This is a genomic window from Stieleria tagensis, from assembly GCF_024129865.1.
GTDB classification, from domain to species: domain Bacteria; phylum Planctomycetota; class Planctomycetia; order Pirellulales; family Pirellulaceae; genus Stieleria; species Stieleria tagensis.
The window spans coordinates 104,671-121,202 of sequence record NZ_JAMYFE010000022.1; the positions used below are offsets into that span (position 1 = coordinate 104,671).

General features: G+C 55.2%; 10 protein-coding genes. 6 read left to right on the plus strand and 4 right to left on the minus strand.

Annotated elements, in window-relative coordinates:
* Window positions 1–162 precede the first annotated feature (162 nt).
* Window positions 163–1,422, plus strand: coding sequence for a PAS domain-containing sensor histidine kinase (locus NHH03_RS04040; RefSeq protein ID WP_253154461.1), 1,260 nt, complete (start codon window positions 163–165; stop codon window positions 1,420–1,422).
* A gap of 50 nt (window positions 1,423–1,472) precedes the next feature.
* Complete coding sequence (locus NHH03_RS04045) at window positions 1,473–2,861, plus strand: sigma-54-dependent transcriptional regulator (protein WP_253154462.1); 1,389 nt, start codon at window positions 1,473–1,475, stop codon at window positions 2,859–2,861.
* 179 nt (window positions 2,862–3,040) lie between these two features.
* On the opposite strand, the gene NHH03_RS04050 is transcribed toward NHH03_RS04045, so the two are convergent.
* From NHH03_RS04050 to NHH03_RS04065, 4 genes are all read right to left on the minus strand, one after another.
* Window positions 3,041–4,453: a DUF1501 domain-containing protein gene (locus tag NHH03_RS04050; protein WP_253154463.1), complete on the minus strand. Its 1,413-nt coding sequence runs from the start codon at window positions 4,451–4,453 to the stop codon at window positions 3,041–3,043.
* An 11-nt stretch (window positions 4,454–4,464) separates the two neighbouring features.
* Window positions 4,465–6,888: a PSD1 and planctomycete cytochrome C domain-containing protein gene (locus tag NHH03_RS04055; RefSeq protein WP_253154464.1), complete on the minus strand. Its 2,424-nt coding sequence runs from the start codon at window positions 6,886–6,888 to the stop codon at window positions 4,465–4,467.
* A gap of 303 nt (window positions 6,889–7,191) precedes the next feature.
* On the minus strand, window positions 7,192–8,130 hold the full coding sequence (locus NHH03_RS04060) for an amidohydrolase family protein (protein WP_253154465.1): 939 nt from the start codon (window positions 8,128–8,130) through the stop codon (window positions 7,192–7,194).
* 253 nt (window positions 8,131–8,383) lie between these two features.
* Window positions 8,384–9,403 (minus strand): glycoside hydrolase family 28 protein, encoded by a 1,020-nt coding sequence (locus tag NHH03_RS04065; RefSeq protein ID WP_253154472.1) that lies wholly within the window; start codon window positions 9,401–9,403, stop codon window positions 8,384–8,386.
* Between the two features lie 479 nt (window positions 9,404–9,882).
* Between NHH03_RS04065 and NHH03_RS04070 the strand changes: the two genes are divergently transcribed.
* From NHH03_RS04070 to NHH03_RS04085, 4 genes are all read left to right on the plus strand, one after another.
* Entirely contained in the window at window positions 9,883–12,030 is a 2,148-nt protein-coding gene (locus NHH03_RS04070; protein ID WP_253154466.1) for an arylsulfatase, read from the plus strand.
* Between the two features lie 182 nt (window positions 12,031–12,212).
* The gene (locus NHH03_RS04075) at window positions 12,213–13,082 is read left to right on the plus strand and encodes a phosphoenolpyruvate hydrolase family protein (RefSeq protein ID WP_253154467.1); all 870 of its coding nucleotides are present in this window, start codon (window positions 12,213–12,215) and stop codon (window positions 13,080–13,082) included.
* Between the two features lie 42 nt (window positions 13,083–13,124).
* On the plus strand, window positions 13,125–14,366 hold the full coding sequence (locus NHH03_RS04080; RefSeq protein ID WP_253154468.1) for a Tm-1-like ATP-binding domain-containing protein: 1,242 nt from the start codon (window positions 13,125–13,127) through the stop codon (window positions 14,364–14,366).
* 77 nt (window positions 14,367–14,443) lie between these two features.
* Entirely contained in the window at window positions 14,444–16,516 is a 2,073-nt protein-coding gene (locus tag NHH03_RS04085; RefSeq protein ID WP_253154469.1) for a glycoside hydrolase family 95 protein, read from the plus strand.
* Window positions 16,517–16,532 lie beyond the last annotated feature (16 nt).

Below are 16,532 nucleotides of genomic sequence, written 5' to 3' on the forward strand. Positions count from 1 at the left end.
GGACTAGCTTGCAAAAGTCCGCGTTCAAAATTTTCACCTGTACAACGCAGTCGTTGCCCCAGATTGGCACAGACAGGTTGGCGTAGGTCGTCCACAGGTGGAGTGTCATTTCGAGGTGCTCCAACGACAATCCCGCAACGCAACTCAGCTAGAATGAGCAACATGAAACACACCTCCGATTCAACGCCTCAACGTGGTGAACCGATCCCAGAGCATTTCTTCCGTTTGATTTCCGACTTCACCTACGATTGGGAAAGTTGGTTGTCCTGCGACGGCGAAGTCTTGTGGGTGAATCAAGCTGTCGCAAGATTTACCGGCTACACGCCGGAAGAATGTTTGACGATGGACGACTACCCAATCCCCCTGGTGGCCCCGGAAGACCGTTCGCGGATAGCCCGCTGTGTCGATGAAGGCAGCGGCGGAAGCACCGCAAACAATGTCGAATTCCGAGCATTACATCGCGATGGATCACAATGTTGGTGTGCGGTTTCCTGGCAGCCGATGATTGATGCAAGCGGCCAGTCACTTGGATTCCGTGCCAGCGTACGTGACATTTCCGAGAAAAAGCAAATGCGGGAACAACTTTATTTGCACAATGAACACCTGGAGCAACTCGTCCAAGAACGCACCGTTCGAATTGCCAACCTCGAACAACACCGATTGAAGATGGAGAAACTCGCTGCGCTTGGCGAATTAGCCGCCGGTGTCGCTCATGAAATCAATAACCCGCTGGCTGGTATACGCAACGCATTCGCACTCTTTAAACGCAATCTGCCTAAACAGGCCAAGCACTACGACAAACTAGAACTGATCGACAACGAGATCGAACGCATCAGCGGAATCACCCACCAAATGTATCAGCTCTATCGCCCCAGCCAGCAGCGAGCATCAACGTTTTCGCTGAAGCAGGCGATCGACGAAGCCATCACGCTCGCATTGCCGATGTCGCGAAAAGCGAAGGTAAAAGTGGTGGCGTCATTCGGTTCCAATGATGCAGGTCGCCTTGCCAATCCATCGCAGGATGTCACTCAACAGACCGCTGGAGCGGCCAGCGACAACCCAACCGTCGTGTTGCGTGAAGGCGAACTGAAGCAGGTGCTATTGAATTTGATCCACAACGCCATTCAAGCTTCGGAGGCTGGCGACCAAGTGGAGGTTGCAGCTCGAACCGACGAAAAACATGCCTTCATTACGGTAACAGACCACGGTCACGGAATCGCAACACATGTTATTGGCAAAATTTTCGACCCGTTTTTTAGTACAAAGACAGAAACGGTTGGTCAGGGCATGGGACTGGGACTGTCAGTGACGCGAGGCATCATCGAAGCGATGGAGGGAACGATTGAAGTGGCAAGTGAACCGAACGTTGGCACAGAGTTCGTCGTGAGATTGCCAAGACGATTAGAGGGCGATTGTCGCTGATCAAGTGTCGATAGGACTCGCCAAGCCGCAGCCACTTTGAATTGAAACCGATGGAAAACAAACAACGAATCTTGATCGCAGACGACGAACCGCTCTACCGCAACACGACCGCCGAACTGTTGCGTGACGAGGGCTATGAATGCCTGTGTGTCGAAGATGCCAATGATGCCATCGAAGTGCTCAAAGAGCATTCGTTCGATTTGATCCTCTCCGACCTGAACATGCCTGGCAACTTGAAACTCGAGTTGCTGAAAGAAGGCCGAACCAGATATTCACATGTCCCCATGATCGTCATCACCGGCGTCCCCTCGATCCCTTCAGCCATTGAGAGTGTGCGACTAGGCATTGCGGACTATTTGCTCAAACCAGTCAAGTTTGAAGAGTTGCTGGCGGCGGTCCAGCGAGCACTCCTCCACCAATCCGCTGCTACCGGTATCGACTCAGGCACGAAGCCCAATCTCGAATTGCACTCAACGTTTCCTGAGATTATCGGCGAGAGCCAAGTGATGCTGGACCTGCTGGACGTGGTTGACCGCGTGGCATCGAGCAACACCAACGTTCTGATCACCGGTGAAAGCGGAACCGGCAAAGAAGTCATTGCCAGTGCGATCCATCACCACAGTCCACGACGCCAACACGCACTTCAAGTCATCGACTGTACCGCAATCCCTGAATCGCTGTTCGAGTCGGTGTTGTTCGGTCATATCAGGGGATCATTCACGGGTGCCGTGAAAGACCAAGTCGGGTTGCTTCGCGCCTGCGATGGCGGGACGGCATTCTTCGACGAACTCGGCGAACTCCCAGCGACATCTCAAGCGAAACTGCTGCGAGTCATCCAAGAGCATACCTTCACGCCCGTAGGTGACAACGAACCAGTGAGAATCGACACACGATTCATCTGCGCAACCAACCGCGACCTGCAAGCCGAAGTGGATGCCGGCCACTTCCGCCGAGACCTGTTCTATCGCCTCGCTGTGATCCACATCGAACTGCCGCCACTACGCGAACGAGGCGATGACGTATTCTTACTGGCCGAAGCGTTCTTGGAACGTCTTCGCCCCGCGGATTCCAGCATTGTCGGTTTCTCCGACGAAACCATCGAGTGCTTCCGCCGCTACCAATGGCCCGGCAACATCAGGGAAATGCGCAACGTCATCGAACGCTCAATCACACTTGCTCGAGACGACTTGATCCAGCCCAGCGATTTGCCACTGCCGCTGCGCAGTCCTACAACGGAAACAAACGGTGATGTTTCAGACCTGACCGCGGTTTCTCGCGATGAAGCGCTCGACAGCGCCGACCGCAACTACCTGACTCAGTTGCTAGAAAAACACCAAGGTGTAATCGCCAGCGCCGCCCGCCAAGCCGGCCTGTCTCGCCAGGGCATGAACAAATTACTCAAACGTCACGACATCGACGCCGACAACTTCCGGAACTAGTGCTTCATCCCGGCTACCGCTGCACCCCCGACCGATTCGACACCACTGGCGGCATTGTGCCCAGAGCAATGGCCAATTCGTGTCCGCCAAGAAAGCCAAAACGAACACGTCAAACGGCTAGCAGTCGCGACGACGTCGTTTAAAACCCCTTTCCCCTTTTTTGTTGGAGAGTCGGATTTCTAGGCAATGATTTCATCCACGACACGCCCTTCCACATCTGTCAGCCGAAAATCTCGACCGCCATATCGGTAAGTGAGTCGTTCATGATCGACGCCCAACAGATGCAGAATGGTGGCGTGTAGATCATGGACGTGGACTTTGTCGTGCGTGGCATAGTAGCCAAATTCATCGGTCTCACCGTAGCTGAATCCCCGCTTCACTCCGCCGCCCGCCATCCAGTAGGTGAACCCGTGTGGATTGTGATCGCGACCATCTTTGCTTGCCCCCTGAACTGTCGGAGTCCGACCAAACTCGGCGCCCCAGATCACAAGTGTGTCGTCAAGTAACCCTCGTTGCTTGAGATCCATCAGCAGTCCGGCAATGGGCTTGTCGACTTGGGTTGCAAGCTCCAAATGCTTGTCCTTCAAATCTCTGTGCTGATCCCAGTAGCTATGGTTGACCTGAATGAAGCGAACTCCGGCTTCCGACAAGCGTCGAGCGAGCAGGCACTGACGTCCATAGTTATCCGTAGCATCTTCGTCGATTCCATAAAGTCGACGGATTGATTTAGATTCGCGACTGATGTCCAACACCTCCGGCGCTTCCGTCTGCATCCGAAATGCGAGTTCAAACGATTCAATGCGAGCGTCCATCTCCGCATCAGCCGACGTGCGCGCACCGGGGCGTTTCAATCGATCGAGATCTTTTAAAAATTCCAATTGGCTTGCTTGAATCGAGTTCGGTACGCTCTCGTTCGTCAAATTGTTGATCGCTGCCCCCGACTCTTTGATCGCCTCGCCTCGCATGCCTACACGGGTCGCTTGATGAATGGGCGGAAGAAACGCGGAGCCGAAATTCTGCACACCTCCGTGCCCCAAGGTCGGGCTCATCGTGACAAAACTAGGGAGATTCTCGTTCTCAGTTCCTAATCCGTAGCTGATCCACGCCCCCATGCTCGGTCGCACGAAAGTGTCCGAACCGGTGTGCATCTTTAGCATCGCGCCGCCATGAGCTTCATTGGATCCATGAAGTGATTTGATGAATGTGATGTCATCGACACAGCGTCCGACGTTGGGAAACAAGTCGCTGACCCATGCACCTGATTCGCCATATTGGCGAAACTTCCACGGGCTGGCGAGCAGATTCCCGGTCTGGCCGAACTGGACTCGCGGTTTGGCGAAAGGAAGCGGTTCGTTGTTACGAATGGAAAGCTGGGGTTTGTAGTCGAATGTGTCAACTTGTGATGGGCCGCCATGCATAAACAGAAAAATGACTCGCTTCGCCCGCCCCGGGAAATGAGGCAGTCCGGCCAGTTTTTCGCTGGAAGCCTCTGCAACACTGGCCTGTCGAATCAACAGATCCGCCAATGCGATTGAACCGAATCCGGCACCTGCGCGATTCAACAATTCTCGTCGTGTGAGTTCAGCGTTCATGATGCGGTTCCCTATTCGACGTAGATGAATTCATTTGCTGAGATGAACGTTCGGCACAGCGCCGACCAAGCTCGTAATCGGCGATCTGCAGGCTTCAGGCCCATTTCGTCTTGAGCCTCAATGGTCGCAAGGAACTGCTGAATACGAACCACTTCGGACTCCATCGGGATTCGTGAATAGAGTCGTGCGAACGCCATTTGGATAAGTTCTCGATCATCCACTCCGGAGCTCAGCGGACCTCGCTGAAGCAATTGCTTTGCCAGATTCTCTGCTTGCTCCGTCACGAGTGGACTGTTCATCATGAACAAAGCTTGTTGTGGCGTGACCGTGGTCGGACGCTGCGAAATGTGTGTTGCCGGTTCGACGTAATCGAACGCGCTGAACATTTCATCCAAAGCGCTGCGATTGATCTTCAAGTAGATCGCACGCCGACTCGAATCTTTGTCATCCGCTTCGTTTCCGGGGGTCAAATCGAGGTTCCCACCGGCCATCAACACAGCATCGCGGATCGGTTCAGCTTCCAGTCGCCGACGGTTTTGACGTCTCCACAGCCGGTTGTCCGGATCACGTTCTTCGTCTTCGACGATCGGTTGGCTGTCCATCTGATAGGTCGCCGACCGCATGATTAATCGATGCATTTCCTTGAGCGACCAGCGGTTACGAATAAGTTCCAGCGCCAGCCAATCAAGAAGTTCCGGGTGTGGGGGCGGCTCTGCCTGCAGGCCAAAATTGGATGGGGATCGAACCAGCGCCTTGCCAAAGTGCCACATCCAAACCCGATTCACCATCACCCGCGCAGTGAGTGGATTCTCCGGTGATGCGATCCAGCGTGCGAGCTCCAGTCGACCACTCGTTGTCTGCCCTATGGATTCCCCTGCATGCACACTCGCCAGAACCTTTGGCATGGCGCGTGGGACGAGGTCCGTGCCAAGCGTCAGGTGGTTCCCACGAATGTGAACAGCCAAATCCGTCGGTTCGCTCTCCTCCACCGCCATCACCATTTGGTAGGGCGGCATCTGTTGCTCCAGCTCCTTGACAACCTTTTGCTGTTGTTTGAGTTCACTGGCGTCGAAAGACTGGTCGTCTCGGCCCTTCAAATCTCGCAGTCGATGTAACTTTGCCTGTTCTTGGTCAAATCGAGCTTGGAACGGCAATCGTTGAGTGTGGATCTCTTTGGAGGGAAGCGGGCGTTCCATCCACATCGAGACGTGGCCCTTGTGAGCCATCGTTTTCGTGCTGTAAAAAATGCCTGCCAGTGCATAGTAGTCCTCGGCACTGACAGGATCGAATTTGTGATCGTGGCACCGGGCACAGCCAACCGTCAGACCCAGCATGGTACGGCTGACGGTGTCAATCTGCTCATCAACGATGTCAATGATCATCTTGTCTTTGTCTTGTTCAGCCAGCATTTTGGGGCCGATGACCAACATGCCCGTTGCTGTCAGCAGGTCACCAGCCGCCACTTCATCGTCGGGAACCGGAAGCAGGTCGCCAGCGAGTTGCTGCACGAAGAAATCATCTAGCGGCAGATCATCGTTCAGCTTTCGAATGACCCAGTCGCGGTAGCGCCAAGCGTTTGGCAAGCTGTGGTTTTCGTCGGCTCCATTTGTGTTCGCGTAACGGACCAGATCCAGCCAGTGCCGCCCCCAACGTTCCCCATATTGTGGCGAGCTGAGTAGCCGTTCCACAACGCGGTCGAACGCGCCGGGTGATTCGTCGTTTAAAAAGTTCTGAACTTCATCCAAGGTGGGTGGCAGGCCAATCAGATCGAACGTCGCTCGGCGAATCAGCGTTCGCTTGCCAGCAGAAGGAGCTGGGCGGAAGCCAGAATCGCGCAGCTTTCGCAGGACGAATTGATCGATCGGATTCTTGACTTGTTCGCTGTCGGCCTCATCGTATTCCGGTGGTACCCGGTTCGCGATCTTTTTGAAGGCCCAGTGCTCGGCAGCGGCCTCCCAATCAACGGGTTTAAGCTTGCCATGTCGCACATCCGAGCGTGGATCAAACGCGCCCCGCTCAATCCACGTCACGAAATCCGCAATCACCTCGTCAGCTAACTTGCCGTCCGGGGGCATCTCGAACGACTGATGCTTGAGCGATGCAATTAGCAAACTGCCGTCAGGGTTGCCCGGCACAAGGAGTGGACCGCTATCTCCACCCTCGTGCATTGCAGATCGATGATCGACCTGCAATCCACCCCGTACGATCTTTGATTCCGCTGAATGGCATTCGTAACAGTGCTCAACGAGCACGGGGCGTATCCGCGACTCGAAGAACTCGGCTTGCGTATCCAACGGCCGTTGGTCGCGATCATCCGCGAATAACGTCGAACTGAACAACAACAGCGGTGCGAACACACTGATTGCGATGCCAGGCAGGAACACTCCTGAAGGCCACGCTCGTTTCGGATGACTTGTTCGTCGTTTATCGTGCATTCGCAGATCCCTTCCCTCTCCACCGGTAACAACCAGCATACGCTCTCAGTCCGCGACTGTCGGTGTTTTCACCAGGCCCTGTGATCCAGTCAAGATTTTCGGCGGGGTTGGAATAGACAGGTCGATCTGTCCGGACGCCCATGTGTGATTACTCCTGACAAACGGTTCAAAGTCACGCAGAATTCTCATCATTTTGTACCAAGTTCGGAGGTAGGACTTCGGTCTCTAACCCGGACGTCCCAAGCGACCAGCATGCAGAGCGAAGCCCTGAAGTGTCATCTGACGCCTGCGGTTGAGACATGATCATCTCTCGATCCAGCGATAAACTGCGAGCGAGTTTTTCCAGAAGTACTTTTCGGCCACCTCGTGCCCCTTACCAGAAAAGTACTGATCAACAACCTTGTACGACGATTCGTATGAACCGCCGCGCTGGGATACGGGCCAGTTGCTTCCGTAGATCAGCCGGTCTTCGCCAAATTGATCCCAAAGGTAATCGAGCACTGGTAAATAGTATTCGGTTGCGGTTGGTGATTTTCCGAATTCACGTTTCGCTTGTTCAATGAGCCCCGACACCTTCATGGACACGTTTGGTCGCTTGGCAATCTGCGCGACGTTATTCTTCCAATTCGGCGGAATGGCTTTCGGATCGCCCGGTCGCCCGGCATGATTGATGACGATTCGCAAGTCCGGCACCGCCTGCGCCAGCCGATGCATCAAAGGCAATTTCGTGTAGGGCACATTTAGATCGAGTTCTAAATCGTGATCCGCCAACTGCTTTGCTGCGACGATCAATGGATCCAAGTCACCATCCAATGGCACACGATTGTCTCGCCAACGAATCCCACGAAACAGTGGATTCTTCGAAAAGCGAATCAGATGTGATTTGAATTTGGGGTCGCTCGGGTTGAGGTTGCCAACAAACCCAACGATCGAAGGATTTGTTTCTGCCAAATCCAGAACCCATTGATTGTCCTCCACCCACTCACTGGCTTCGACAACCACCGTTTCGCGAACACCCATCGGGCTCGCAACCGCTAGGAAGTCCGTTGGCATCACCTTTCGGTACAAGGAGGATGTCTTTTCCGACGGCCAGGGAACACCCTGTGGTCGCGTGGGATCGTAAAAATGCGTGTGAGTATCGATGACGCGGATAGGTTTCGGCGTCTCGGTGGCAACGGCCATCGGTCTGGACGATGCCCAAACCGTTGCGGCTGCGGCTTGAATGAAATGTCGTCGCTTCACTGCAGGAATTGACTTTGAAGAAAAGGGAAGGTGGAACCGGCCATCCAAGTTTTGATGATAGTGAATCGCTGTATCCTGTTCATGCAATGAAGTGCGCCGTTTAAATCATTTCTTAGCGAAGATCGCCGGACAGGCTCCCGCACCTCGTTGCATCCGGGCACCTTGCCCCTCGCATCCTACCCAACCTCAACACACGTTCGATTCAGTTGGACAAATCGACCGGATGGCTTTGCTGGAGAGGCATCGAAATTCCCTAGCGTTCAACAAATCCCTGAACATCATCCAGTACGATCTTTTGACGCTCGTCCGATGACCGGAGCTCCATTTCGACGTTTCTAAACTCCACATTCTTGGCGTGGCGGATATAGGCACCCCAAGCAGGCAGTGGGCCGAAAAAGAATTGTTCCGGATAGCGAGTTTCATCTTCCGGTACTGCTCGCTTGGCATCTTCATTGGTTCCTTTGCCGGGGTAAGAGACAGTGATGTTTTCCAGCACCACATCCTCCACACGATGTCCCGGGATACCAGCGATCATGATCGGCCCGGCTTTGGCAAAGTCTTTGGGTGTCACCGATTCTCCGCGGGGCTGGATTGTCACGTTTGCGACGACATCGCTGATCCTCACGCCCTTGATCGTGCCAACTTGGGCTCCTTCAGGTTTCCCACCGCTGGGATCTGCTGTGCCCGTGTAAGTGTTCTTGTCATAGATTCTTCCACGGTTTCCTAAACGGATAAAAATCGGCGACCCCACATTGTCCATGACGATCCGCGAGATGTTGACGTTCTCCATCCGACCGCCATCTACAATCTGAAGTTTGATGCCGCCCATGGGGCAATCGAAAAAGTGGCAATTGGAAACATCTACGTCAATGAACCCGCCGCTAGACGAGGCGCCAAATTTGAGCGGAGAGGTGGTGCTGCTCACATTGCAGTTGCGAACAACAATATTGCGACATGGATTCTTGGAACTCTTCAAACAGATCGCATCGTCGTGGGAATGGATCTGGCTGTTTTCCAATAGAACGTTTTCACAGCCATCAAAATCAAATCCGTCGTTGTTCGTGTTGTTGTCGCGCATTTGCAATGTGACCGCGGTGACGTGGACATCTTTGCAGTCAACCAGATGGATTCCCCAGAACGCTGGGTTTTTATAGGTCAGTCCAGAGAAAGTCAGGTCGCGGCAATTCTCAAATCGGAGTAGCCGAGGGCGATTGTCTTTGCCGCCGGGGCCCGATCGTTTCGGAAACGCATCGCGCGATCCACGGCCGTCGATGTTCCGTCGCCGATGGCCGGCGCACCGATTTCAGCTGAGTACGTTTCGGCCGTTGGGCGAATGACTTATCTTTGAGCTTGGCCTCTGGTGAACATGCACAATCAATACGCCACCCGGCCCGGTAAGTATCTACTTGCTGGGCCTGACTAGCCAAAGCAGGCGATCACGGATGGTTCCTGGGTGCCACCCACGATCAAACGGACCAATTGAAATTGAAGTCGTCAACGTAAAAAAATTTCCGGAGTGATAGAATGTCGAATTTGCAATGGATCGTTTCACTTTCGTTAGCTGTTTTTAATGCGTTGCTCGCTGGCACTGCGTTGGCCCAACAGGGCAAGACTCCCGCAGATCTGCAGCGGCAAACCGTGCTGCCTTACGCCGAACAAAAATTCATGGGAAACGTGGGGACTACGTTCGAGAATTCCGACCCGGCCCAGTTCCCGAAACCGATCGTCGCACCGGAAGGGGCGCCAAACGTCTTGCTGATCCTGTTGGACGATGTCGGATTCGGCCAGTTCTCGGTTTCGGGAGGCGGTGTCCCTTCGCCGGCTATGGAAAAGCTGGCGAAAGAGGGTGTGTTCTACAATCGATTCCACACCACGGCCGTCTGTTCGCCGACGCGGGCTGCGCTGTTGACGGGACGCAACCACCACGTTGCGGGGACCGGCAATATCACCGAAGTCGCTACCGGGTATGACGGCTACACCGGCATCATCCCCAAGGATACCGCGACCATCGCCGAAATCCTGCGACAGAACGGTTACATCACTTCCTGGTTCGGCAAAAACCACAACACGCCGGCTTACGAAACCAGTCCGATGGGACCGTTCGAGCATTGGCCAAACGGTTTCGGTTTCGATCACTTCTATGGCTTCATGGCCGGCGATACGAACCAGGTGCGTCCCAACCTTTATGAAAACCAAACGTCAGTCGGAACTCCCCAAGACAAAGATTATTACCTCAGTGTCGACCTCGCCGACAAGACAATTGCATGGCTTCAGAAGATCGAAGCAATTCAGCCGGACAAAGCATGGTTCACCTACCTGGCCCCGGCGGCAACCCATGCCCCCCACCAAGCCCCGCAGGAGATGATCGACCAATTCAAAGGTCAGTACGACATGGGTTGGGACGCATACCGCGAGCAGACGTTTGCGCGGCAGAAGCAACTCGGCATTATTCCGCAGGACGCCGAATTGACACCCCGCCCCAATAGCCTGCCTGCGTGGGGAACTCTCCATGACAACGAGAAGCAGGTTTACACACGGATGATGGAGGTCTTTGCGGCCTACGGTCTGCACGTGGACCAGCAGGTGGGGCGGGTGCTCGACTACGTCGCCAGTCTGCCTGACGCCGACGATACGCTAGTCATCTACATCATCGGTGACAATGGATCGTCGGCCGAGGGAGGGCTCCCCGGGACATTGAATGAGAATGCCCTCTTCAACGGCTACCAGATGAAGATCGAGGACATCCTGCCTCATCTGAACGAGATCGGAACGGAGAAGCACTTCAACCACTTTCCGGCCGCCTGGGCACACGCCATGGACACACCATTCCAATGGACAAAACAAGTCGCAAGCCATCTGGGCGGAACACGCAACGCCATGATCATGAAGTGGCCCGCCCGCTATAACAAAGGAGGTGAGATCCGTAGCCAGTTCACGCATGTGATTGACGTCGCACCCACGATTCTAGAAGCTGCGGGTATCGAGGAGCCTCGCAGCGTGAACGGCACAGCCCAGACCCCGATGCAGGGCAAGAGCTTCCTCGCCTCACTCTCAGCACCAGACACCAAGGAACACCGAACCAGCCAGTACTTCGAACTATTCGCCAACCGCGGCATGTACAAGGATGGCTGGTGGGCCGGTTCAATGGCGTTCGAGCCCTGGAATCCCAATCGCAAAGACTTCGATCCGCTTGCTGCCAAGTGGGAACTTTACAATCTCGATGAAGACTTTTCTCAGGCTCACAACCTGGCACAGGAGAATCCCGAGAAATTGGAAGAACTCAAGACGTTGTGGTGGACGCAAGCTTCGGCAAACAAGGCGTTGCCGCTGGACTGGCGCGGTGCCGAGCGGTTCAGTGCCGAACTGACGGGCAAACCGAACCTGGCCGGAGGCAGGTCCCGCTTCGAGTATCGTGGTACGCTTTCTGGACTACCGGAGTCCTCGGCCCCTGACCTAAAGAACAAGTCCTTCAGCATCACCGCAAAAGTGAAGATCGCTGACGGGGCAAGCGGCATGATCTTTACCCAAGGCGGCAACACCGGTGGCTGGGCGTTCTACCTCCAGGACGGCAAACTGCACGCGGCGCACAACTTCATCGACATTGAACACTACTCCGTTGCCAGCGATGCCACGATCCAAGAGGGTGAACATGAATTGGGCATGTCGTTCGAGTACCACGGCGGCGACAAGCTGGGAGGCAGCGGCACCGTGAAACTGACCGTGGATGGCAGGCCGATTGGCTCTGGGACGATCGAGAAAACCACCCCGTTCAAGTATTCATTGTCCGAGTACCAGGACATCGGCACTGATACCGGCACACCGGTGACCTACGACTATCAGACACCCCTCCATTTCGATGGCGAGCTGAGAGAAGTTGTCGTCGAACTGCCCGGCAATTGAGCGGCGACGACGGAGAAAACCATTGAGGTGCCAGATAGCAATGGTTCGCTGCAAGGCAGCGCGTCCGGCATGGTGATGCCATCGCCCACCGGCCGCTGGATGGACTCGAGGCCAAAATCGATCATAATTCGCAACGTTATACGCAGCCTTTTTTTGCAACTTGATTTGAATGGTGGCTCATCGTGCCAAATCCTTGGACGGGAATCGGAAACCCCTACACACGCAGCGAAGTGCTCGATCGCTTGCATGCCACGCTTGAGCGAGGGGAGCCCATCATCGCTGCCGGTGCTGGCGCGGGGATCAGCGCCAAGTTTCTCGAGAAGGGAGGCGTCGACCTGATCATCATTTACAACTCCGGGCGTTTTCGGATGTCCGGCCATGGCTCGACGGCCGGTTTGATGGCCTATGGCGATGCCAATGCAGTGGCGATGGAGATTGGCGAATTTGAAGTCTTGCCAGTGGTCCAGGAGGTGCCTGTGATCTGTGGGGTTCATGCAACCGATCCTCGTCGACGCATGTGGCACTGGCTGCTGAAGGTCAAAGACATGGGCTTCTCTGGCATCAACAACTTTCCAACGCACACGATTGTCGACGGACAATTTCGCCAGATTCTTGAAGAAACGGGAATGAGCGTTCAGAAAGAAATCGACACGGTCGCGCTGGCTCACAAAATGGACCTGTTCACCATTGTGTACGTGGCAAATCCGCAGGAGGCGTCCGCGATGGCGAAGGCGGGCGCCGATGTCGTGATCGCTCACGTTGGTACAACCGTCGGGGGAACGATTGGTGTCCAAGATGCGGCATGCTCGCTCGATGAAGCCGTCAACCGAACCCAGCAGATTGCTTCGGCCGCCATGTCGGCCAGGAGTGATGTGATTTGCCTGTCCCATGGTGGCCCCATCTGCACGCCCCAGGACGCCGCGTACATCAATGAAAACACTGATGTGGTGGGTTTCGTCGGCGCCTCCAGTCTTGAACGCATGGCATTCGAAGAGTCCCTCACAGACCTGACTCGTCAATTCAAACAGATTCCGGTGAATCGAGTTCAATAGCACACCCGCTGCTCCGTTAGAAGCTCTGCACAGGCAACCATCATGGCGAACATTGCGGTCCTTGGCACGCTCGATACGAAGGGATGGGAACACGCGTTTGTTGCGGATCGAATTCGCAGTCATGGGCACACGCCTTTGTTGATCGATGTGGGCACGCGTGAAGATCCGCAGGTGACTCCGGATGTGAGTCGGGAAGAAGTGGCGGCTTGTCTTGAGATCGATTTCAAATCAATCGTCGCCAAAGCGGACCGCGGGGAATGTGTTTCAGCGATGGCGACGGCAGCGTCTCGTTTGCTGACTCGGCTACATGACGAGGGCAAAATCAGTGGCGTCATTTCTTTAGGTGGCGGTGGCGGTACCGCGATCGCCACGGCGGCGATGCGCGCACTGCCAATCGGATTTCCAAAATTGATGGTGTCAACACTGGCGAGTGGAAACACGGCTCACTACTTGGGAACCAAAGACATCACCATGATGCCAAGCATCGTGGACGTTGCCGGCTTGAACCGGATTTCCAAAACGATTTTTAGCCGTGCCGCCGGAGCCATTTGCGGAATGGTGGATGCCAGAATTGGCACTGGCGATTCACGGCCATTGATTGTTGCCAGCATGTTTGGCAACACCACCGACTGCGTCAACGCGGCGATTCCCCTCTTGCAGGATGCGGGCTACGAGGTGCTCGTTTTCCATGCAACCGGAACCGGCGGTCGCGCGATGGAATCGTTGATCGAAAGCGGCATGGTCGCCGGTGTATTAGACATCACAACGACAGAATGGGCAGATGAATTGGTGGGCGGAACGCTGTCGGCGGGTCCCGGTCGGTTGGAAGCAACCGCCAAAGCAAAAATCCCGTCGATCGTCGTCCCTGGTTGCTTGGACATGGTGAATTTCGGCGAACGTGAATCTTTGCCCAGACGCTTCGAAGAACGATGCCTGTACATTCACAATCCGCAGGTCACCCTGTTGCGAACCAATTCCGAGGAGTGCAAGAAACTCGGCGAGATTCTTGCGGCAAAGGTAAATGCCTATGACGCTCCCGTCACGGTGCTGATTCCCCAAAAAGGGATCAGCATGGTCAGCGTTGCAGACGGGCCTTTCTACGATCCGGAAGCCGACACAGCATTGTTTTCCGCCATCGAAGGTGGATTGCGAGACGACATCGAACTCCGCTCGCTCGACCTTGAAATCAATGACGCTGCATTCGCAAAAGCATGCGTCGAAGCATTGCTGGAAAACTTGCGACGCACTCCGACGGGAAACAAGAACCTGATGGGTTCATCATGACCTTTGATTCGCCTGAAACCCGCGCTGCCTCGTGGGTCTCAATCGCTCTCGCACCACCACGCTAACTCAGCATCAAGATGCAGAATCCCAAAATGCCCCCCATGACAGCAGCCATGTTTTTACTGGCGGTCACTTTCGGCCATTGCCACCTGGAATGGGCCGGTGCAAATGATCCGACGGCATCGGCTGCGGAGACAAATTCCGGTTTCGTTGCAGACACCCCTGACAAGGCCATGCGGCTCTGGTACGACGCGCCTGCGCCGGACAGCGACGACGGTTGGGTCAACTGTTCGATTCCGATGGGCAACGGCTACATGGGTGTCAACGTCTTCGGAGGCATGGAGACCGAGCGGATCCAGATCACCGAGAACAGCCTGTACGACTCGACGGAAGGCCGGGGGCTGCACCGTGGAGGCCTGAACAATTTTGCCGAGGTCTATCTCGACTTCGGCCACAACAACGGCCTCAACTATGAGCGGGAGCTGAATCTAAACGAGGGCGTCTCGCATGTGAAATACAAGTACGACAGTGTGACGTATTCCAGGGAGTACTTCACCAGCTACCCCGACAAGGTGATGGTGATCCGCTTGAGCGCATCAACGGCGGGGGCGTTGTCATTCACTCTGCGACCGACCATCCCTTTTTTGGGCGACGGCAAATCGGGATCCGTCGTGGCGAACGGCGACACCGTCACACTTTCGGGCGTTATGAGCTATTTTGGCGTGAAGTATGAGGGGCAGTTCAAGGTGATCCCCGAAGGTGGCTCGATGAAATCAGCCAACCGCCCATCACGGGGCACGATCACCGTTTCCGATGCCAACAGCGCGGTGATTCTGATCGCGGTCGGAACCAACTACCAGCTCGCCCCCGAAATATTTCTGACGACGGAGAATTCCGAAAAGCTGGCCAGTTTTCCTGATCCCCACGCCAAGGTCAGTCGCTACCTGGCCGCTGCGTCCGCAAAGTCCTATGACGAACTACGGGCGAGCCATCAGGCCGACTACACCGCACTCTACGACCGGGTGAGCCTAGACCTCGGCGCTGCGGAACCGGCGATCCCGACCGATGAATTGGTCGATGCCTATCCCAATGGCTCCTCCAGCCGCTATCTCGAGGAACTTGCCTTCCAGTTCGGACGCTACATGCTGATCTGCTCTTCCAGGAAAGGCACGCTCCCACCTCATCTACAAGGGATTTGGAACGTCTATAAGGACCCGCCATGGGCGTCTCAATACCTGGCCGATACGAACATACAGATGGCCTTTGCGCCGGCCTTCTCCGCCAACCTGCCTGAATTGTTCGAGTCTTACGTCGACTACTTCAACAGCTTCGTCGCCAGGCAGCGATTGTACGCCAATCAATACATCAAGCAGTTCAACCCATCACAGCTTGATCCGAACGGAGACAATGGCTGGTCCGGACCGTTTTGGACCAATCCCTACAACGTCCCGCCAAAGTCGGCCGTTGCCGGCTTCGGCACGGGTTCATGGCTCGCTCAGATGTTCTGGGACTACTACGACTACACACGCGACGAGTCTCTGCTGGCGGACACCGTGTATCCGGTGATCTACGACCAGGCCAACTTCGTTTCGCGGTTCGTCAAAGACGTCGATGGCGTTCTGCTGGCCAAGCCATCCTCTTCCCCCGAGCAAAAGCACCGGGATACAGTCGGTACCACTTTCGACCAGCAGATGTTCTACGAAAACCATCACAACACGCTGACGGCGGCCAAGATTCTCGGTCGCTCCGACAGCCGGCTGGCCATTTACGAGAATCAGCTGCCCCTGCTGGATCCAATCCAGGTCGGCAAGTCGGGGCAAATAAAAGAGTTTCGCCAAGAGGAATACTACGGCGAAATCGGCGACCCCACTCACCGTCACACGTCCATGCTGCTCGGCTTGTATCCGGGACAATTAATCAACGACACCACGCCGGCCTGGCTCGATGCCGCAAAGATTAGCCTGACTCTACGCACCCGCAAGTCACCCATTGGATGGTCGCGAGCGGAACGCATCTCGATGTGGGCCAGACTACACGACGGCGAAGAAGCCTACACTTACTACAAGGACTTGCTGGAGCGGAACTACCTGCACAACCTGTTCAACGATCACCGGGGCGGACCACTCTTCCAAGCCGATGCGAACTACTGAGGTGGCCTGGGTTTTG

Excerpts from the sequence above, each read along its gene's own strand:
- NHH03_RS04080 (WP_253154468.1), top strand. The coding sequence starts at position 13,125 with ATGGCGAACATTGCGGTCCTTGGCACGCTCGATACGAAGGGATGGGAA.
- NHH03_RS04085 (WP_253154469.1), top strand. The coding sequence starts at position 14,444 with ATGCAGAATCCCAAAATGCCCCCCATGACAGCAGCCATGTTTTTACTG.
- NHH03_RS04055 (WP_253154464.1), bottom strand. The coding sequence starts at position 6,888 with ATGCACGATAAACGACGAACAAGTCATCCGAAACGAGCGTGGCCTTCA.
- NHH03_RS04045 (WP_253154462.1), top strand. The coding sequence starts at position 1,473 with ATGGAAAACAAACAACGAATCTTGATCGCAGACGACGAACCGCTCTAC.
- NHH03_RS04040 (WP_253154461.1), top strand. The coding sequence starts at position 163 with ATGAAACACACCTCCGATTCAACGCCTCAACGTGGTGAACCGATCCCA.
- NHH03_RS04050 (WP_253154463.1), bottom strand. The coding sequence starts at position 4,453 with ATGAACGCTGAACTCACACGACGAGAATTGTTGAATCGCGCAGGTGCC.